Raw genomic sequence first — 19,227 nt, forward strand, 5'->3', positions numbered from 1 at the left:
GGGAAAACCCCGGGGCCCGGCCCTCAGCCTGCCGACGGCTACGCGCTCAACGCGCGCACCCGGCTCAGTTGTCGTCCTCGTCGATCAGGAACCCACGCATCGGCGAAGGAGCCTGCTGCATCGGCTGCGGCGCCTGCGGCCGCACCGGCGCCATCGGCTGGGTCATCGCCGGCGACATCTGCTGCTGGCCACCGTACGAGGGTCCACCGCTCATGGACGGGTTGCCGCCCATCTGCTGGTTGCCGTGACCGCCGTGGCTGCCGCCCATGGTGTGGCTCATGGCACCGGCACCGGCCGGAGCCAGCGAGGGCGACGGCGGCAGCGAAGCGGCCGCCGGGGTCCGCGGCGGGGCCAGCGAGTCGTCGGCCTGGGTCTCCAACTGGCGCAGCTGGCTCTCCAGGTAGGACTTCAGCCGGGTCCGGTACTCGCGCTCGAAGCCGCGCAGGTCCTCGACCTTGCGCTCCAGCGTCGCGCGGGCCGACTCCAGCGAGCCCATCGCCACACGGTGCTTCTCCTGAGCGTCCCGCTCCAGCGCGTCCGCCTTGGCACGTGCGTCCCGCTCCAGGCCCTCGGCACGGCTGCGCGCCTCGCCGACGATCTTGTTGGCCTCGGAACGGGCCTCCGCGATCGCCTGGTCGGCCGTCTGCTGTGCGAGCGAGAGGACACGGGCGGCGCTGTCGCCACCGGGGCCCTGACCGGGCTGCTGCATCTGCGGCGGCTGCTGCATCTGCGGCGGCTGCTGCATCTGCGGCGGCTGCTGCATCTGCTGCTGCGGGGCGTGACCGCCCATGGGGCCGCCCATCGGGCCACCCATGGGACCGCCCTGCATCGGACCGGGGCCGTGCGGGCCCTGGGGACCAGGACCGTGACCGCTGGGACCGGCGGGCAGCTGCGGAACACCACCGGGCAGCTGGGGCGGACCCATCTGCGGGGGCTGCTGCTGGACCGGCGGACCCGATATGGCGGCGGGCACAGGTGCCCCGGGCCGGTCCTGCGGCTCCGGCTTGCGCATCCCCTGCTGCTGCTGGTTCTGCGCGGCGGCACGCGTGGCGGCGGCCAGCTTGGCGCGCAGGTCCTCGTTCTCACGGAGCAGGCGGGTCAGCTCGGACTCGACCTCGTCGAGGAAGGCATCGACCTCGTCCTCGTCATAGCCTTCTCGGAGGCGGACGGTCGTGAACTGCTTGTTCCGCACGTCCTCAGGAGTCAGCGGCATCTCTTCTTCACCTCTACGTAGTCGTCGGCAGTCGGCAAGACCGTATCGCTCACAGCCTGATCACGATGCTGATCAGGATGTAGACGATGATCATCAGAACGAAGAAGGACAGGTCGAGTGCCACGCCCCCGAGACGCAGCGGCGGGATGAACCGCCGCAGAAGCTTGAGCGGTGGATCGGTGATCGTGTAGGTGGCCTCGAGTATGACCACCATCGGCTTGCCGGGCTGCCATGAACGTGCGAACTGGAAGACGTAGTCCATGACCAGCCGGAAGATCAGCACGATAAGGAAACACATCAACGCGATATAGACAACCTGCAGTGCGACGCCCATTTCGCGCTTCCCTCTCCCCTGGCTCTCGTAGCTCCGGCCCTACGGCCGGGTTGTTCCCGGTGTCGTGTTCTCAGCTCTGGTTGAAGAATCCGCCCTCAGCGATACGGGCCTTGTCCTCCGCCGTGACATCGACGTTAGCAGGCGACAGCAGGAACACCTTCTGTGTCACGCGCTCAATGCTGCCATGGAGACCGAAGACGAGTCCTGCGGCAAAGTCGACAAGTCGCTTTGCGTCCGTATCGTCCATCTCCGTGAGATTCATGATCACCGGAGTGCCCTCACGGAAGTGTTCCCCGATGGTACGGGCCTCGTTGTAGGTCCTGGGGTGCAACGTGGTGATGCGGTAGGGCTCCCGCTCGGACACAACCTTGGGCATGATCACCGGTGCGTTCTTCTCCATGTTCGGGCGTTCAGGTGTGATGGATGCCACGGGCGCGATTCGGGCGGGTCGTTCCCTCTCCGCCGGGATCTGAACCGGCTCCCGCTGCGCGGGAGGCTGCACCGCTCGTACCGGTTCGTCCCGTTCCCGGTCCCGCTCCACCTGATGCGCGGGCTGGTGCCGCCGCCGGTCGCGCTCGGGCTCCGGCTCGGGTTCGAATTCGTCGTCGGGGTCGAACCCCGGACCGTCGTACCCATCGTCCTCCACGAGGCCGAGGTAGACCGCCATCTTGCGCATCGCGCCGGCCATGCTCTGAGTCCTCCGCTCTGTGGTGGATCGGCATCTGTCACCAAGTGCCCCGCGATCCACTGAGGCCTGCCCGCCAAAGGCGGGAATGACCATATTTTCTGCTGTGGTCCGACCTGCTTGGCGACGTTACCCGAGCCTCGGTCGGACTCCGAGTACCGCCGTACCGACGCGCACATGTGTCGCTCCGGCCGCAACCGCTTCCTCGAGGTCCGCGCTCATCCCCGCAGAGACCATGTTCGCAGCCGGATGGTTCCCGCGCAGGCGGGATGAGAATTCCATCAGCCGGTCGAAGGCGGCGCGTTGCCGTCCCGCGTACGGTCCGGCGAGCGGTGCGACAGTCATCAGACCGCCGAGCCGCAGCCCGGGCGCGGACTCGACCGCGGCGGCCAACTCGTCGATCCCGTCCGGCGCGACGCCGCCCCGGTCGCCCCGCTCGCCGCTCTCCGCGTCGAGTGCGACCTGGATGAGACAGCCGAGTTCGCGCCTCTCGCGCACGGCCGCCGCCGAGAGAGCCGTGACCAATTTGATCCGATCCACCGACTGCACAAAATCGGCATAACTCGCCACGGAACGAACCTTGTTCGTCTGCAATTGACCGACAAAATGCCACGCGAGCGACAGATCCGCACATTCGGCCGCCTTGGGTGCCGCGTCCTGGTCACGATTCTCAGCGACATGACGCACACCGAGTTCATGCAGAATCCGCACATCGCTCGCGGGGTAGGTCTTGGTGACCACGATGAGGGTCACTTCTTCCCGTTTGCGGCCGGCGGCGATACAGGCGGAAGCAATGCGTTCCTCCACCTGCGCCAGATTTTCGGCGAGTTGAGTCTTACGGTCCGTCATGCCCTATCAGTCCAACCAGACATATCCGGCGAGCCGCCCGGTGGTGCGGTCGCGGCGGTACGAGAAGTGGTCGCCCGATTCGAGGGTGCAGACCGCAGATGCCTGCCGGTCCTTGACCCCGAGGGCTTCGAGCTGGGCGTGGACCCCGGCGGTGACATCCACGGCCGGGGTGCCCCAGCTGGTCTCGGACCATGAGGCCGGGACGCTCTCGGCGACCTCGGCGCGCATCCGGGACGGGACTTCGTAGCACCGTCCGCAGACCGCCGGTCCGGTGCGGGCGATGATCCGGGAGGGCTCGGCGCCCAGCCCGATCATGGCCTCGACCACGGCGGGGACGACCCCGGCGACCAGACCGGGACGGCCCGCGTGCGCTGCCGCCGCGATCCCGGCGACCGGGTCGGCGAGCAGTACGGGGGTGCAGTCGGCGGTGAGGACGGCGAGAGGGAGGCCGCGCCGTGCGGTCACCACCGCGTCCACCGCGGGGATTTCCGAAGCGTCTCCCCACGGGCTGTCGACGACCGCGACGTCCCGCCCGTGCACCTGGTTCATCCAGACGACCTGCGTCGGGTCCAGACCGAAGGCCCGTGCTGCGCGCTCGCGATTGGCCAGAACGGCGGCGGGGTCATCTCCGACCGCGCCGCCGAGGTTGAGCTCCTCGTACGGAGCGACGCTCACCCCGCCCCACCTGTCGGTGAAAGCGAAGTGCGCGCGCCCCCCCGAGGGTACTGAAGACACTGCGGGCACTGCGTGGTGCGGACCTATCACTTCAAGAAGTCCGGAACATCCAGCTCTTCGGCCTGGGAGTCATGGTAGGGACGGGCCGGCGGGATGTGCGGCGGAGCGACCGGCGGCAGGTGACTCTCATTGGCCGCCGGAACGGGCTCGGCCTGGACCGGAGTCTCCTCGCGCAGAGGCAGGGAGCCCAGTCCGCCGGTCTGGCGCACGGGCTCGGCAGCGCGGACCGGCGCGGCCGGCTCCTCGCGCTTGGTGGCGTTCGCTCCCAGGACGTTCTCGCGACGGGCCGGCGGCTGTCCGCCGTCGAAGCCCGCTGCGATCACGGTGACGCGTACCTCGTCGCCCAGTGCGTCGTCGATGACCGCACCGAAGATGATGTTCGCCTCGGGGTGCGCCGCCTCGCTCACCAGCTGTGCCGCCTCGTTGATCTCGAAGAGACCGAGGTCGCTGCCGCCGGAGATGGAGAGCAGGACACCGCGGGCGCCGTCGATGGACGCCTCCAGGAGCGGCGAGGAGATCGCCATCTCCGCGGCGGCCACCGCACGGTCGTCGCCGCGGGCGGAACCGATGCCCATGAGCGCCGATCCGGCCTCGGACATGACCGACTTGACGTCGGCGAAGTCGAGGTTGATCAGACCCGGGGTCGTGATGAGGTCGGTGATGCCCTGGACACCCGAAAGCAGCACCTGGTCGGCCGACTTGAACGCGTCGAGCACGCTGACCTGGCGGTCCGAGATGGACAGCAGTCGGTCGTTGGGAATGACGATGAGGGTGTCGACCTCTTCGCGGAGCTCGGCAATGCCGTCCTCCGCCTGGTTCGCGCGTCGACGGCCCTCGAAGGTGAACGGGCGGGTGACCACGCCGATCGTCAGGGCGCCGAGCGAGCGCGCGATGTTGGCCACGACGGGTGCGCCGCCGGTGCCGGTGCCGCCGCCCTCTCCGGCGGTGACGAAGACCATGTCGGCCCCCTTGAGGACCTCCTCGATCTCCTCACGGTGGTCCTCTGCCGCCTTGCGACCGACGGCCGGGTTGGCCCCGGCGCCGAGGCCGCGGGTGAGTTCGCGGCCGACGTCGAGCTTGACGTCGGCGTCGCTCATCAACAGGGCTTGCGCATCAGTGTTGATCGCGATGAACTCGACGCCCTTGAGACCGACCTCGATCATTCGGTTGATGGCATTGACACCACCGCCGCCGACACCGATGACCTTGATGACTGCGAGGTAGTTCTGCGGTGCTGCCACGTCGAAGGCCTCTCGCCTCGAGTTACGTGTCGTCGCTTTGCGGTAGTACCGCCGCGACGACGGATGCCGATTGGGACGGTCCGAAACGCCGACCCAAACCCTAACGTTGAAGTTTAGGGTTACCAGTGTGTCTGCTTCATGAACCTTCCGAACAGGACACTAAGTCGACAAGTGGCGCACGTTCAACGAACACGCCGAACCTCCCGTTTTTCTTTTCACCCTATGTGATCACCCGTAGCGCTGACCAACCAGGGTGCTGGCCAGGCCAAATGTGCGTCAACTGCCCGACACTGCAGGGGCAGTGGGTGCACTCACGTCGAAGTGTCCCGCTTTGGGAGCGGCTTTCATGAGAGCGGTGAGGACTCTTGCCTTCACAGGACCTTCTCCACCGCTGCCCCAGGCCACCGTGCGCCCCCGGGTGAGTTCCAGGGAGATCGAATCGTACGAGGTGACCCGTACGACCTTGGTCTCCTTGGCGACGCCGACCGGAAGTTCGCCCGCGACCCGGACCGCTTCCCGCACCAGCCGGGCACTGCCGAAGCGGCGCAGGCTCGCGGACTGATCAGGTGTCAATTCCAGCAGAGGCACACGCCCGGGCGATTTGTCCACCGTTGCGAAGCGCACACCTTTCGCGTCTACTTCAATGAACTTTGCGCCCTTTTTCACCAACAGGACCGGCTGTCGTTCGGTCACCTTAAGTCCGATTCCGTGCGGCCATGACCGTACGACATCCACCGAGTCGATACGAGGCAACTTCTGGCGCAACCGGTCGGCGATGGCGTCGGTGTCCACGGAGATCAGCGGCGCCCCGATCGGTACCGCTGCGACGGCCTCCACCTCGGCCGGTGTCAGTACGTCGACACCGGTGGTCCTGACCTGCTCGATCCGGAGCCAGGAGGAGCCGTAGAGCGCCCAGACGGCGCCGCAGGCGAGCAGCAGCACGAGCACGCCGATCACGATCAGCTGTCTGCGGCTGGGCCGTCTGCGCCCTTCTGGGCGTGGGCGCGGCGGGCGGGCCGGGGAGTCCCCCCGCTGCACTGCACCGCGCTGGGCGGTCGTCGGTCCGGCCACGCTCGCTCCTTATGCCGGGTTCGGGGGCCGGCGCCCCCGAACCCGCCCGCCTCACGCGTTGCGGCGTGCGGCAATCGCCTCGTACACCATGCCGACGAGCAGGTCGTCGGCGTCCCGGCGGCCGAACTCGGCGGCGGCGCGGGACATCTCGTACAGCCGATGCGGATCCGCAAGCACCGGAAGGACGTTGCCCTGCACCCACTCTGGGGTGAGCGCCGCGTCGTCCACCAGCAGACCGCCGCCGGCGTTGACCACCGGCTGGGCGTTGAGCCGCTGTTCGCCGTTGCCGATGGGCAGCGGTACGTACGCGGCAGGGAGCCCGACAGCGGAGAGTTCGGCGACGGTCATCGCGCCCGCACGGCAGAGCATCATGTCGGCCGCCGCGTACGCGAGATCCATCCGGTCCACGTACGGTACCGGGATGTAGGGCGGCATTCCGGGCATGTTGTCGACGCGCGGCAATTCGTTCTTCGGGCCGACCACGTGCAGGATCTGGATCCCGGAGCGCTGCAGCAGCGGGGCGACCCGCTGGACCACCTCGTTGAGGTGGCGAGCGCCCTGCGAGCCGCCGGAGACCAGCAGCGTCGGCAGATTGAGGTCGAGACCGAAGGTGGCACGCGCCTCGGGGCGGACCCTGGCCCGGTCCAGGGTGGCGATGGTCCGGCGAAGCGGGATGCCGATGTAGCGGGCACCGCGCAGCTTGCTGTCGGGGGTGGAGACGGCGACCCCGTGGGCGTACCGCGAGCCGATCTTGTTGGCCAGGCCCGGCCGGGCGTTGGCCTCGTGGACGACGATCGGCACACCGGCCCGCTTGGCGGCCAGGTAGCCGGGCAGGGCGACATAGCCGCCGAAGCCGACCACGCAGTCCGCCTTGGTGCGTTCCAGGACCTGCTCGGCGGCCTTGATGGTGCCGCGCAGCCGTCCCGGGACGGTGATCAGTTCCGGGGTGGGCTTGCGCGGCAGCGGCACGGCCGGGATCAGGGCGAGTTCGTACCCCCGCTCGGGTACGAGCCTGGTCTCGAGTCCGCGCTCCGTGCCGAGGGCAGTGATTCCCACGGTCGGGTCCTGCCTGCGCAGGGCGTCCGCGAGGGCAAGCGCGGGCTCGATGTGGCCGGCGGTCCCCCCACCGGCGAGTACGACATGCACCGAAATTCACCGCTCTCCGGACGGACGCTTCTTGACGCGCCGTCTCATCGTCTTCCATCTCACCCCGGGCCTCCGCATGGCCAGGGCCGCCTTCGCGGCGGGGTCCTCTCGCGCGAACGCGATCAGCAGCCCCACAGCGAACATGGTCGGCAGCAGGGCCGATCCTCCGTAGGAGAACAGCGGGAGCGGGACACCGGCGATCGGCAGCAGGCCGAGCACCGCACCAATGTTGATCATGGCCTGCACCATGATCCAGGTGGTCACACCTCCCGCGGCGTACCTCACGAAGGGATCCTCCGTGCGTCCGGCCACGCGGATACCCGCATAGCCTAGAGCCGAGAAGAGGGCGAGTACCGACAGTGTCCCCGCCAACCCCAGTTCCTCCCCGGTGATGGCGAAGATGAAGTCGGTGTGCGGTTCAGGTAGTTGACCCCATTTTTCCACACTTGCACCGAGTCCGGAACCGAACCATCCGCCGGACGCCAGAGCATAGATGCCGTGCACGGCCTGCCAGCAGGAATCCCCCGGGCCGGGTTCGCTGGCGCCGATGCAGGCGAGCCTGGACATCCGGTTCGGGCTGGTCTTGATCAGCACGAAGGCGATCACTCCGGCGAAGGCGAGCACCCCGGCGAAGAGCCGGGTGGGGGCCCCGGCCAGCCAGAGCAGTCCGAACAGGATCGCCGTGAGAATGATCGCAGTGCCCATGTCGCCACCGAGCATGATCAGCCCGAGGAGCATGAAGGCGACCGGGACGAGCGGTACGAGCATGTGCTTCCACTGCGTGAGCAGCCGTTTGTCCTGTTTACGGGCGAGCAGGTCCGCGCCCCACAGGACCAGGGCGAGCTTCCCGAACTCGCTGGGCTGGAGCTGGAAGGGGCCGCCCAGATAGAGCCAGTTCTGGTTGCCGTGGATCGACATCCCTATCCCCGGCACCTGGACCAGCACCATCAGGAAGACGGACCCCATGAGCAGCGGATAGGCGAACGCCCGGTGCAGTTTGGCGGGCATCCGGGCACCGAGCGCCATCAGTCCGGCGCCGATGACGGCGGCGAGGAACTGTTTGCGGAAGAAATAGGTGCTGGGTTTGTCCAGCTCCAGGGCCTTGATCATCGAGGCGGAGTAGACCATCACCAGGCCGAGCACGGTGATCAGCAGGCCGGCACCCAGGATCACGTAGTACGCGGTCAGAGGGCGGTCCCAGGCCCGGCGTGCCTGCTCGTACATCCGCCGCACACCGCCGCCGCGGGGGGAGCGGGGGCCGCCGGTGGAGCGCCCCTTGGAGCGTGGCGCCGAGGGGCGCCGGAAGCCGGTGACCGGCCGGACCCGCAGGGCGGGGCCGAGGTGCACCGGGGAGCCCGCGAGCAGGGGCGGGGTGAGCGCCCGGCTGATCGCCGCGGCGGCCCGTGAGCGGTCCCCACGGGACGCGGCGGAGCTCTCTTCGGCCGGCATTGTCGCTGTCCCCTCCACTGCTCGTGCCCGGGGCTGCTGCCGAGGGCCGGGGCCTTTGGCGCGACCGCCCGCACCCGGTCGTCCGGGACAGTACGGCGCGGGGGCCGGGCCCGTCAGGCGCTCTCGGCGGCGAGTGCGCGGACCGCGTCCGCGAACGCCTCGCCCCGCTTGTTGTAATTGACGAACATGTCCATCGAGGCGCAGGCCGGGGCCATCAGTACGGTGTCCCCCGGCCGGGCGAGCCGTGCCGCCTCGCGGACCGCCTCGGACATCGCCCCAGTGTCGGTCCGGTCGAGGTCGACCACCGGGACCTCGGGGGCGTGTCGCGCGAGGGCTTCGCGGATCAGGGCCCGGTCGCGGCCGATCAGTACGACGCCCCGCAGCCGCCCGGCCGCCCCGGTCACCAGCCCGTCGAAGGTGGCTCCCTTGGCGAGGCCGCCGGCGATCCAGACGATCGGGTCGTAGGCCGCGAGGGAGGCCTCGGCGGCGTGGGTGTTGGTGGCCTTGGAGTCGTCGATGTAAGCGACCTGGGCGACGTCCGCGACATGCTCGATGCGGTGCGGGTCGGGGCGGAAAGCCCGCAGTCCGTCCCGTACGGCCGCGGGCTCGACACCGAAGGCACGGGCCAGGGCCGCGGCCGCCAGGGCGTTGGCGATGTTGTGCGGGGCCGGCGGGTTGACGTCGGCGACCTCGGCGAGCTCCTGGGCCTGCTTCTGCCGGTTCGTCACGAAGGCGCGGTCGACGAGAATGCCGTCGACGACGCCCAGTTGGGACGGGCCCGGTGTGGCCAGAGTGAAGCCGATGGCGCGGCAGCCCTCCTCGACGTCGGCCTCGCGGACCAGGTCCTCGGTCGCCTTCTCTGCCGCGTTGTAGACGCACGCGACACGGTTGCCCTCGTAGATCCGGCCCTTGTCCGCGACGTACGCCTCCATGGAGCCGTGCCAGTCGAGATGGTCCGGGGCCAGGTTGAGGACGGCCGCGGAGTGGGCGCGCAGCGAGGGCGCCCAGTGCAGCTGGTAGCTGGACAGCTCGACGGCGAGTACGTCGTACTTCTCGTCGCCGAGGACGGCGTCGAGGAGGGAGACGCCGATGTTGCCGACGGCAGCGGTGCGCAGCCCGGCCGCCTCCAGGATCGAGGCGAGCATCCGGACGGTCGTGGTCTTGCCGTTGGTGCCGGTGACCGCGAGCCAGGGTGCTGGTTCTCTGCCGTCCCGACCGCGCAGCCGCCAGGCGAGCTCGACGTCGCCCCAGACCGGGACGCCCGCCTCGGCGGCTGCGGTGAAGAGCGGCTTGTCGGGCTTCCAGCCGGGGGTGGTGACGATGAGCTCGGTGGACTCGGGCAGGGTCGCCCCGTCGCCGAGGCGCACGGTGATGCCCTGCGCCTCCAGCTCCGCGGCCTGCGTACGGGAACGCTCGTCGTCCCCGTCGTTGACCACCGTGACGACGGCCCCGAGGCCGTGCAGCACCTTGGCCGCCGGGATTCCGGAGACTCCGAGTCCCGCGACGGTGACGCGCTTGCCCTGCCAGTCCTGGTTGCTCACTTCTCGGCTGCCCATCCCGCGTAGAAGAGACCGAGTCCGACGATCACGCACATGCCCTGGATGATCCAGAAACGGACCACGACAAGGACTTCGGACCACCCCTTGAGTTCGAAGTGGTGCTGGAGCGGCGCCATCCGGAAGACCCGCTTACCGGTCATCTTGAAGGAGCCGACCTGGATGACCACGGACATGGTGATCATCACGAAGAGGCCGCCGAGAATGGCCATCAGGAACTCCGTGCGGGAGCAGATCGCCAGGCCGGCGAGCGCGCCGCCGAGGGCGAGCGAGCCGGTGTCACCCATGAAGATCTTGGCGGGCGAGGTGTTCCACCACAGGAAGCCGAAGCAGGAACCCATCAGCGCGGCAGCGACGACGGCGAGGTCGAGTGGGTCGCGCACCTCGAAACATGCATTGGGGTTGGTCAGGGTCTCCGCGTTGACGCAGGACTCCTGGAACTGCCACAGCCCGATGAAGGTGTACGCGCCGAAGACCATCACCGACGCACCGGTGGCCAGGCCGTCGAGGCCGTCCGTCAGGTTCACGCCGTTGGACATGGCGAGGATCATGAACAGCGCCCAGACGACGAACAGCACCGGGCCGATCGACCAGCCGAAGTCCGCGACGAACGACAGCTTGGTGGAGGCCGGGGTATTGCCCTGCTTGTCCGCGAACTGGAGTGAAAGGACGGCGAAGGCGATGCCGACGATCAGCTGTCCCGCCATCTTCGCCTTGGCCCGCAGACCCAGCGAACGCTGCTTGACGATCTTGATGTAGTCGTCGAGGAAGCCGACGAGCCCCATGCCGGCCATCAGGAAGAGCACCAGCACACCGGAGAAGCGCATCTGCTCGCCGGTGATTACCTTCGCCAGGACGTACGCGATGATCGTCGCCAGGATGAAGGCAATACCACCCATGGTGGGCGTGCCCTTCTTGGACCCGTGGGTGCGCGGGCCGTCGTCCCGGATGAACTGCCCGTATCCCTTGCGGGCCAGCAGCTTGATCAGCAGCGGAGTTCCGACCAGGGTCAGGAAGAGCCCGATGGCCCCCGCGAAGAGGATCTGCCTCATCGGCCCGCGACCTCGCCCTCGGACACGTTCTCCAGCAGTGCCATGGCGACCTGCTCCAGGCCGACCGACCGGGACGCCTTCACCAGCACGACGTCTCCCGGGCGCAGTTCACTGCGCAACAGGTCGACGGCAGCCTGTGCGTCGGACACGTGCACCGACTCCTCACCCCACGAACCCTCGTTGTATGCGCCCAGTTGCAGCCAGGAGGCTTCTCTGCCCCCGACTGCGACGAGCTTGCTGACGTTGAGCCGGACGGCGAGCCGCCCGACCGCGTCGTGCTCGGCGAGCGAGGCGTCGCCGAGCTCGGCCATGGGGCCGAGCACCGCCCACGTACGCCGACCCTTCCCCATGGCGGCCAGCGCGCGCAGCGCTGCTCTCATGGATTCGGGGTTCGCGTTGTAGGCGTCATTGACGAACGTCACGCCGTCCGGACGCTCGGTGACCTCCATGCGCCAGCGGGAGAGGGTGCCCGCCGCGGAGAGCCCTTCGGCGATCTCGTCTGCGGACAGGCCCAACTCATGGGCGACGGCGGCCGCGGCGAGCGCGTTCGACACGTGGTGCTCACCGTACAGGCGCATGGTCACGTCGCTGCACCCGGTGGGTGTGTGGAGCTTGAAAGTGGGGCGCCCGTCGTCGTTGAGACGGACGTTCTCTCCCCGTACGTCCGCATCCGCGGCTTCACCGAAGAGCAGCACCCGGGCTTTCGTGCGGGAGGACATGGCGCGCACGAGCGGGTCGTCGGCGTTGAGTACGGCGAGGCCGTCCTCGGGCAGTGCCTCGACCAGCTCGCCCTTCGCTTCGGCGATCTGCTCGCGGCCGCCGAACTCGCCGATGTGGGCGGTGCCGACGTTGAGGACGAGGCCGATCCGGGGCGGGACGAGGCCGGTGAGGTAACGGATGTCGCCGATGTAGCGCGCACCCATTTCGAGAACGAGGTGCTGGGTGTCCGCGGTGGCGCGCAGTGCGGTGAGCGGCAGGCCGATCTCGTTGTTGAGGTTGCCCGCCGGGTAGACGGTGGGCCCCTTGCGTTCGAGGAGCTGGGCGATGAGGTCCTTGGTGGAGGTCTTGCCCGCGGAGCCGGTGAGGGCGACGACGGCGGTGCCGAGGCGGCCGACGACAGCGCGGGCGAGCGCGCCGAGCGCGGCCACGACGTCGTCGACGACGATCGCCGGAACACCGACGGGGCGGGCGGCCAGCACGGCTGCCGCGCCCGCCTCGACGGCGCCCTGCGCGAAGTCGTGGCCGTCGACCCGTTCGCCGGCGAAGGCGACGAACAGGCTGCCTTGCTTCACCTCTCGGGAGTCCATGACGACAGGCCCGCTGACGGTCGCTGCCGGATCCGGTATGTCGTACGACTGCCCGCCGACGATTTCGGCGATCTCGGCGAGGGAAAGGGCGATCACTTGGTCATCCCTGACTGTTGTTCTCGTGGGTGTGGGCGCGGTGGGCGGCACTCTCGGTGCTGCTGTGCCCCAGGGAGCGCTCGATGGCCGCGCGCAGGACCACGCGGTCGTCGAAGGGGCGTACCACGCCGTGGATGTCCTGGCCCTGCTCGTGGCCCTTGCCGGCGATCAGCACCGTGTCACCGGGCTCGGCGCGGGCGACCACGGCGGCGATGGCGGCGGCCCGGTCGGCGTCGACCAGAACGTCGCCCCGCTCGTGGACGGGCACCTCGGCGGCGCCCGCGAGCATTGCGGCGAGGATTCCGAGGGGGTCCTCGGAACGGGGGTTGTCGGAGGTCAGTACGGCGGTGTCGGCGAGGCGGGCCGCGGCGGCGCCCATCGGGCCGCGTTTGGTGGTGTCGCGGTCGCCGCCACAGCCGAGGACGATGTGCAGCCTGCCCTCGGTGACCTTCCGCAGGGAGCGCAGCACGGATTCGACGGCGTCGGTCTTGTGCGCGTAGTCGACGACTGCGAGGTACGGCTGTCCTGCGTCGACGCGTTCCAGCCGGCCGGGGACGCCCGGAACGGCGGCGACACCGTCGGCCGCGGTCTGCGGGTCGAGGCCCGCGACGGCGAGCGTGACGATCGCGGCGAGTGTGTTGGCGACGTTGAACGGGCCGGGCAGCGGGGCCCTGGCGGCAATCCTCTCGCCCTTGGGGCCGACGACGGTGAAGGTGGAGCCCAGCGGCCCGACTTCGACGTCCTCGGCACGCCAGTCGGCGTCCGGGTGGCCCTCGGCGGAGAAGGTGACGACCGGGACGGACGCCTCGGTGACCAGCCTGCGGCCGTACTCGTCATCGAAGTTGACGACGCCCTGCCGGCTGCGCAGCGGGGTGAAGAGCTGCGCCTTGGCCTGGAAGTAGTCCTCCATTCCGGAGTGGAACTCCATGTGCTCCGGGCTGAGGTTGTTGAAGACCGCGACGTCGAAGACGCAGCCGTCGACCCGGCCGAGCACCAGGGCGTGGCTGGAAACCTCCATGGTCACCGAGTCGACGCCGCGTTCGCGTATGACGGCGAACAGGGCCTGCAGGTCGGTGGCTTCGGGGGTGGTGCGCTCGGACTTGATGCGCTCGTCGCCGATCCGCGTCTCCACGGTGCCGATCAGCCCGGTGGCGCGCCCGGCGCCCCGGAAGCCACCCTCGACGAGGTACGCGGTGGTGGTCTTGCCGGAGGTTCCGGTGATGCCGATCTGGAGGAGATCGGCGCCGGGCCGTCCGTAGATCTCGGCGGCGAGTTCGCCCATCCGGCCGCGCGGGTCCTCGGTGACCAGTACCGGCAGTCCGGTGGCTGCGGCGCGCTCGGCGCCGACCGGGTCGGTGAGGATCGCCGCCGCTCCGAGGCCGGCCGCCTGGGCGGCGAAGTCGGCACCGTGGAAGCGGGCACCCGGCAGGGCCGCGTACACATCACCGGGGCGGACCGCCCGCGAGTCGTGGGTGATGCCGGTGACCTCGCAGGTTCCCGGCGGTTCGACTCCCAGCCGGGCTGCCAGCTCGCCGAGGGGCGTCGGCCTGAGCCGATCCGGGCGGGGCGCTCCCGGGTAGTTCACAGGGGCGTCCTTCTGGGTGGTTTGGAACTGATCAGCGTGGGGCACGGCGGTGAGCGTACCGGGCCCACCCGGCCTCTCGCGAAGTGAGGGGTCGGGGCTCTGGTGGTTCCCGTTCCGGTTCCCGGGATCGGGGGTGATGGTTGTCACTGGCTGCTGTCCCCGTGTTCACTCGCCGGGCTGGAAGAGCACCGGCAGCTGGGCTGACTTGCTGCCGGACGGTGGCGTCTGGAGGGTCTTGAGTGCGAACTCCAGGACCTGCTTGTAGATCGGTCCGCAGGTCTGACCGCCGAAGTAGCTGCCCTTGGTCGGGTTCTGAATCGCGCAGTAGACGGTGACCTGCGGGTTGTCGGCGGGTGCGAAGCCCGCGAAGGACGCGGTGTAGCCGTGGTAGCCGCCGCGTACCGGATCGACCCGGTTGGCCGTACCGGTCTTGCCCGCCACCCGGTAGCCCGGGATCTGGGCCTTCGTCCCGGTGCCCTCCTCGTCACCGACCACCGACTCCAGCATGGTGGCGAGCGTCTTGGCGGTCTTCTCACTGATCACCCGGGTCCGTTCGGGAGCGGCAGCGGCCTTGAAGCGGCCGTCGGGGCCCTTGGCGCCGCGTACCAGCGTGGGCGCGACGCGTACCCCGCCGTTGGCGATCGTCGAGTAGATGGAGGCGGCCTGCATGGCGTTGAGCGAGAGGCCCTGGCCGAACGGGATCGTGTACTGCTGCGAGGTCGACCAGGTCTCGGGCTTGGCGAGGATGCCGGGGGTCTCACCCGGGTAGTCGAGACCGGTCGGCGAGCCGATCCCGAATTTGCGCAGGTAGGAGTAGAGGACCTTGTTGGACTCGGCCTGGGTCTTGCCGAGCTCTCCGGTGGCCAGGATCGTGCCGATGTTGCTCGACTTGGCGAGTACGCCGTTGAGCGTCAGGTACCAGGTGGGGTGGTCGATGTCGTCCTTGAAGAGCCGGTCGCCGCGGTGCAGCCGGTTGGGGACGGTGACATGGGTGCCGGGGGTGGCTACCCCCTCCTCCAGCACGGCGGCCATGGACATGACCTTGCTGGTGGAGCCGGGCTCGTACACGTCCTGGAGCGCCGCATTGCCGAGCGACGCCGCGTTGGCCTGCGAGAGGTCGTTGGGGTCGAAGCCGGGTGCGTTGGCCATGGCGAGGACCTCGCCGGTCCTGGTGTTCTGCACGACCACGTAGCCGCGGTCCGCCTTGGACTTCTTCACCTGGTCGGTGATGGCCTGCTGGGCGGCCCACTGGATGTCGCGGTCGATGGTCAGCTCGATGTCGGACCCGGCGACGGCCGGGACTTCCTTGGTGCCCGCGGTGGGCACCCGCCGGCCGCCGGACTGGGCGTACTTGATCTTGCCGTCCTCGCCCGCCAGCTCCTTGTCCAGCTTCGATTCGAGGCCGCCCGCGCCCTTGCCGTCGGCGTTGACATAACCGAGTATCCCGGCGGCGAGCCCTCCGTTGGGGTACACCCGTTTGGTGGTCGACTCCTGGAAGACCCCGGCCAGCACATTGGCTCCGGGGCCGCCGGCCGCCCTGTCCTTCGCGGCCTTCTCGGCGAAGACGGACTTGAGGTCCTTGATCTGATTCCAGACCTGCGGGGTCTGCCGGCGGGCCAGGACGGTGTACCGGCCCTTCTTGGACAGTTTCGCGGTCAGCTCGGCGGCGTCGACGCCGAGGATCGGGGCGAGGAGCGCTCCCGCCTGCCGGGGCGCGTCGGGGGCCTTGCTGAATTCGGGCGTGAACATCGACGGGTCGGCGGTGATGTCGTACGCGTCGACGCTGGTGGCCAGCGCGATACCGCTGCGATCGGTGATCTGGCCGCGCTCGGCGGAGATCGTGTAGCTGAGGTAGCGGTTCTCCTTGGCCTTGGCCGCGTACGCGTTGGCGTCGACGGCCTGGACCTGGAGAAGGCGGACGACGAACACCAGCATGACGAGCGTCAGGGCGACGCTGACCAGGCGGAGCCGGGGGCGCGGGCTGCCGAGGCGGAGGGAGCGCGCGGGCCGGTTGCGGGGCGCGCCGGCGCGTGGCGCCGGGGAGGAGGGGCGGCGGGTGGGCCGGGGGCGTCCCTGGCTGCCTGCGGCGCTACGGGGGCGCGCGGGGCCGGGGACCCGGCGGCGCGGTGGTTCCTTGGGAGACACTGCGTCACCTGCCGGGGCTCGTCGAGGGCTGGTCTGCCGGGGTACGCGGCCCGGTGGGCGGGGCCGCGGAGGTGCTGGGCTTCACGGCGGCCGAGGCCGGTGCCGAGGGAGAGGGCGAGCCGGTGGCCGGCGTCGGTGCGCCGCCGGACGGTGCGGTCGCGGGGGGCTTCTCGGGGTTACTGGGCTTGCGTGGCGGAGCTGCGGGGGTCGGCTCGGCGCTGGCCTCGGCGGGTACGCCGCGGACCTTACCGTCCGCGTCGAGGAAGGCGGGGCTGCCACCGGGCACCATGCCCAGTTCGCGGGCGCGCTGCTCCAGGGCCTCCGGCTCGGAGTAGTTGTCGACGTCGTTCTGGAGGGCCTGCTGCTCGTCGGTGAGCTCCGTGGTCCGCTTCTTCAGCTCGCTCAGCCTGAACGATCCTTCGTTGAGGGCCGAGTTGAGCACCAGGAGGGTGATCAGACCGCCGCCGAGGAGCAGCACGACCAGCAGGACGAAGGGGGTACGGGCCGCCTTGCTGGGCCCGGACGGCATCAGCCGGGCGAGCCGCGCCGCCCGCCCTTTCAACTGCCCGGCCGGTTTGCTCACCGCGCCGCTCCGGGCGTCGCCGGTGTCCGGGTTCCCGGACACCGGACGCTCATCGTTCCTCCTCGCGGATCCGCTGGGCGCCGCGCAGCCTGGCGGGAGCGGCGCGCCGGTTCTCGGCGACCTCCTCCTCCGTGGGCAGCTCCGCACCGCGGGTCAGCAGCTTCAGCCGGGGCTGATAGCGCTCGGGCACGACCGGCAGTCCGGGCGGCGCCGTGGTGGCGGCGCCCGCCGCGAAGACCTGCTTGACCAACCGGTCCTCCAGCGAGTGGTACGAGAGGACGGCGATACGGCCGCCGACCGCGAGGCTCTGCACGGCGGCCGGAATGGCCCGCTCAAGGACGGTGAGCTCGCCGTTGACCTCGATGCGCAACGCCTGGAAGGTGCGCTTGGCAGGGTTGCCGCCGGTGCGCTTGGCGGCCTGCGGCAGCGAGTCACGGATCAGCTCGACGAGCCGGGCGCTGTTACTGAACGGCTCCTTCTCGCGCTCGCGCACGATCGCGGAGACGATCCGCTTGGCCTGCTTCTCCTCGCCGTACGCCCGCAGGATCCGTACCAGTTCGCCCGGCGGGTACGTGTTGAGCACCTCAGCAGCACCGATGCCGGTCGTCTGGTCCATGCGCATGTCGAGCGGAGCGTCCTGGGCGTACGCGAATCCGCGGTCGGCCTCGTCCAGCTGCATGGAGGAGACACCTAGGTCGAACAGGACGCCCTGGACCTTGGGGATGCCGAGCCTGGCAAGCACCTCGGGCAGTTCGTCGTAGACCGCGTGCACCAGGGTGGCCCGGTCTCCGTACGGGGCGAGCCGCTCGCCGGAGAGCCGCAGCGCCTCCTTGTCCCGGTCCAGCGCGACCAGCCGCGCGGAGGGAAAAGCGGAGAGCAGCGCCTCGCTGTGTCCGCCGAGGCCGAGGGTGCAGTCGACGACCACGGGCTGCGGCGGGCCTGGCGCCTCCAGAGCCGGGGCCAACAGGTCCAGGCACCGCTGGAGCATCACCGGGACGTGTCGGGTCTGGCTCATGCGCCCTCTCAGGCTCAGGTCCCGTGTGGCCGTACGTACGGCCCGGTCCCCGCCCGCTCGGAAGGGGAGGTCGGCCGGCGCCGGGGAAGGGGCATCGGTCGACCGGCGAGCGGGAGAGGGCCGGACCGTACGTACGCCGCACACACGGGGGAAATCTACGGAATGTGCAGGGTGTCGGTAACTTCCCGTCACTTTAGTCCACCCTGCCATTCGATCGATTCCCGATCAATCAACCGGAGGGCAGCGCGTCGCCCCGCCCGCTGTTCACCCGGCCGAATGAACAGCTGCGAGGCTTGTGGGTTACCTCACAACAAGCCTCGTTGACGTTCTTTGTCCCTTCTCACAGCACGACGGGACCAGGGGTGAGAGCTAACGTCATATCCATGTCGACTTCCGCGCACTCCCCCAGCGGGTCTTCCGCGCCCGCTGCCGACCAGGCCCGCACCGGGGGCACGGTCACCGACCGCCTCGTCGAGGCGAACGTCCGGTATGCCACCGAATTCATCGACCCGGGCATGGACGCCAAGCCGGTACTGCGCGTCGCCGTGGTCGCCTGCATGGACGCCCGGCTCGACCTGCACGACGCACTGGGTCTGTCGCTCGGCGACTGCCACACCATCCGCAACGCGGGCGGCGTGGTCACCGATGACGTGATCCGTTCTCTGACCATCAGCCAGCGGGCTCTCGGCACCCGCAGCGTCATACTCATTCATCACACGAATTGCGGCCTGGAATCGATCACCGAGGAATTCCGCCACGAGCTGGAGGTGGAGGTCGGTCAGCGACCGGTCTGGGCGGTCGAGGCGTACAAGGACGCCGACCAGGACGTACGGCAGTCGATGCAGCGCGTGCGCACCTCGCCGTTCCTGCTGCACACCGACGACATTCGCGGCTTCGTCTTCGATGTGACCAGCGGCTTGCTGCGCGAGATCCTTCCCGCCTCCTGACCACCCGGACGGTCTTCGTCGGGAACCCATAACCCCACCGAACCCGACATATCGCCCTCACTTATCCACAGGCGAGTGACACGAAGCCGCAACGGCAACAAGAATGCGCATGTGGCATCTCGCCGGACGTTTCCGGAGGGGTGTCCGTGTTTCGGGGTGGGCCGGGCCGCTACATGCGCGTCGGTCCCTGAATGGGGTACCCCCTGCTCCTGGCGAGC

The 19,227-nt window shown here is 69.4% G+C and carries 17 protein-coding genes; 1 reads left to right on the top strand and 16 read right to left on the bottom strand.

Annotated elements, in window-relative coordinates; translation table 11 throughout:
• Nucleotides 1-64: 64 nt before the first annotated feature.
• The 16 genes from ABTZ94_RS08170 to rsmH all read right to left on the bottom strand — a co-directional run bounded on the left by ABTZ94_RS08170 (nt 65) and on the right by rsmH (nt 18,062).
• Nucleotides 65-1,213 (bottom strand): DivIVA domain-containing protein, encoded by a 1,149-nt coding sequence (locus ABTZ94_RS08170; RefSeq protein ID WP_351198714.1) that lies wholly within the window; start codon nt 1,211-1,213, stop codon nt 65-67.
• Between the two features lie 49 nt (nt 1,214-1,262).
• Nucleotides 1,263-1,547, bottom strand: coding sequence for a YggT family protein (locus ABTZ94_RS08175; RefSeq protein ID WP_351198716.1), 285 nt, complete (start codon nt 1,545-1,547; stop codon nt 1,263-1,265).
• Nucleotides 1,548-1,617: 70 nt separating this feature from the next.
• A complete protein-coding gene (locus tag ABTZ94_RS08180; RefSeq protein WP_018104459.1) occupies nt 1,618-2,235 on the bottom strand; it encodes a cell division protein SepF in 618 nt (205 codons plus the stop codon).
• Between the two features lie 126 nt (nt 2,236-2,361).
• Complete coding sequence (locus ABTZ94_RS08185) at nt 2,362-3,081, bottom strand: YggS family pyridoxal phosphate-dependent enzyme (protein ID WP_351198718.1); 720 nt, start codon at nt 3,079-3,081, stop codon at nt 2,362-2,364.
• Between the two features lie 6 nt (nt 3,082-3,087).
• Complete coding sequence (gene pgeF / locus ABTZ94_RS08190; protein WP_502967207.1) at nt 3,088-3,846, bottom strand: peptidoglycan editing factor PgeF; 759 nt, start codon at nt 3,844-3,846, stop codon at nt 3,088-3,090.
• On the bottom strand, nt 3,843-5,057 hold the full coding sequence (gene ftsZ, locus ABTZ94_RS08195) for a cell division protein FtsZ (RefSeq protein WP_351198722.1): 1,215 nt from the start codon (nt 5,055-5,057) through the stop codon (nt 3,843-3,845). The genes pgeF and ftsZ overlap by 4 nt, the downstream gene beginning before the upstream one ends.
• 276 nt (nt 5,058-5,333) lie before the next feature.
• Nucleotides 5,334-6,128: a cell division protein FtsQ/DivIB gene (locus ABTZ94_RS08200; protein WP_351198724.1), complete on the bottom strand. Its 795-nt coding sequence runs from the start codon at nt 6,126-6,128 to the stop codon at nt 5,334-5,336.
• Nucleotides 6,129-6,179: 51 nt separating this feature from the next.
• The gene (gene murG / locus ABTZ94_RS08205; RefSeq protein ID WP_351198726.1) at nt 6,180-7,274 is read right to left on the bottom strand and encodes an undecaprenyldiphospho-muramoylpentapeptide beta-N-acetylglucosaminyltransferase; all 1,095 of its coding nucleotides are present in this window, start codon (nt 7,272-7,274) and stop codon (nt 6,180-6,182) included.
• Nucleotides 7,275-7,280: 6 nt separating this feature from the next.
• A complete protein-coding gene (gene ftsW / locus ABTZ94_RS08210) occupies nt 7,281-8,723 on the bottom strand; it encodes a putative lipid II flippase FtsW (RefSeq protein WP_351198728.1) in 1,443 nt (480 codons plus the stop codon).
• Between the two features lie 113 nt (nt 8,724-8,836).
• Nucleotides 8,837-10,264, bottom strand: coding sequence for a UDP-N-acetylmuramoyl-L-alanine--D-glutamate ligase (gene murD, locus ABTZ94_RS08215; RefSeq protein WP_351198821.1), 1,428 nt, complete (start codon nt 10,262-10,264; stop codon nt 8,837-8,839).
• Nucleotides 10,261-11,331 carry a phospho-N-acetylmuramoyl-pentapeptide-transferase gene (mraY, locus tag ABTZ94_RS08220; RefSeq protein WP_351198730.1) on the bottom strand — a complete coding sequence of 357 codons (1,071 nt, stop codon included), beginning with the start codon at nt 11,329-11,331 and terminating at the stop codon, nt 10,261-10,263. The genes murD and mraY overlap by 4 nt, the downstream gene beginning before the upstream one ends.
• The gene (locus ABTZ94_RS08225; RefSeq protein WP_351198732.1) at nt 11,328-12,734 is read right to left on the bottom strand and encodes a UDP-N-acetylmuramoyl-tripeptide--D-alanyl-D-alanine ligase; all 1,407 of its coding nucleotides are present in this window, start codon (nt 12,732-12,734) and stop codon (nt 11,328-11,330) included. Before ABTZ94_RS08225 ends, mraY begins: the two co-directional genes overlap by 4 nt.
• A 4-nt stretch (nt 12,735-12,738) precedes the next feature.
• A complete protein-coding gene (locus tag ABTZ94_RS08230) occupies nt 12,739-14,466 on the bottom strand; it encodes a UDP-N-acetylmuramoyl-L-alanyl-D-glutamate--2,6-diaminopimelate ligase (RefSeq protein WP_351198734.1) in 1,728 nt (575 codons plus the stop codon).
• An 18-nt stretch (nt 14,467-14,484) separates the two neighbouring features.
• A complete protein-coding gene (locus ABTZ94_RS08235; protein WP_351198736.1) occupies nt 14,485-16,464 on the bottom strand; it encodes a peptidoglycan D,D-transpeptidase FtsI family protein in 1,980 nt (659 codons plus the stop codon).
• 4 nt (nt 16,465-16,468) lie between these two features.
• Nucleotides 16,469-17,047, bottom strand: a complete 579-nt coding sequence (gene ftsL / locus ABTZ94_RS08240; protein WP_351198823.1) for a cell division protein FtsL — start codon at nt 17,045-17,047, stop codon at nt 16,469-16,471.
• Between the two features lie 49 nt (nt 17,048-17,096).
• Nucleotides 17,097-18,062 carry a 16S rRNA (cytosine(1402)-N(4))-methyltransferase RsmH gene (gene rsmH / locus ABTZ94_RS08245; RefSeq protein WP_351198738.1) on the bottom strand — a complete coding sequence of 322 codons (966 nt, stop codon included), beginning with the start codon at nt 18,060-18,062 and terminating at the stop codon, nt 17,097-17,099.
• Between the two features lie 383 nt (nt 18,063-18,445).
• On the opposite strand from rsmH, the gene ABTZ94_RS08250 reads away from it, so the two are divergent.
• Complete coding sequence (locus tag ABTZ94_RS08250; protein WP_351198740.1) at nt 18,446-19,009, top strand: beta-class carbonic anhydrase; 564 nt, start codon at nt 18,446-18,448, stop codon at nt 19,007-19,009.
• Nucleotides 19,010-19,227: the final 218 nt, after the last annotated feature.

This window comes from Streptomyces sp. NPDC002785, assembly GCF_040295565.1.
Lineage (GTDB): Bacteria > Actinomycetota > Actinomycetes > Streptomycetales > Streptomycetaceae > Streptomyces.

Bases quoted from the DNA above. Each gene is read 5' to 3' on its own strand.
- rsmH (WP_351198738.1), bottom strand. From the start codon at position 18,062: ATGAGCCAGACCCGACACGTCCCGGTGATGCTCCAGCGGTGCCTGGAC.
- ABTZ94_RS08170 (WP_351198714.1), bottom strand. From the start codon at position 1,213: ATGCCGCTGACTCCTGAGGACGTGCGGAACAAGCAGTTCACGACCGTC.
- ftsW (WP_351198728.1), bottom strand. From the start codon at position 8,723: ATGCCGGCCGAAGAGAGCTCCGCCGCGTCCCGTGGGGACCGCTCACGG.
- mraY (WP_351198730.1), bottom strand. From the start codon at position 11,331: ATGAGGCAGATCCTCTTCGCGGGGGCCATCGGGCTCTTCCTGACCCTG.
- ABTZ94_RS08250 (WP_351198740.1), top strand. From the start codon at position 18,446: ATGTCGACTTCCGCGCACTCCCCCAGCGGGTCTTCCGCGCCCGCTGCC.
- ABTZ94_RS08180 (WP_018104459.1), bottom strand. From the start codon at position 2,235: ATGGCCGGCGCGATGCGCAAGATGGCGGTCTACCTCGGCCTCGTGGAG.
- ABTZ94_RS08185 (WP_351198718.1), bottom strand. From the start codon at position 3,081: ATGACGGACCGTAAGACTCAACTCGCCGAAAATCTGGCGCAGGTGGAG.
- ABTZ94_RS08175 (WP_351198716.1), bottom strand. From the start codon at position 1,547: ATGGGCGTCGCACTGCAGGTTGTCTATATCGCGTTGATGTGTTTCCTT.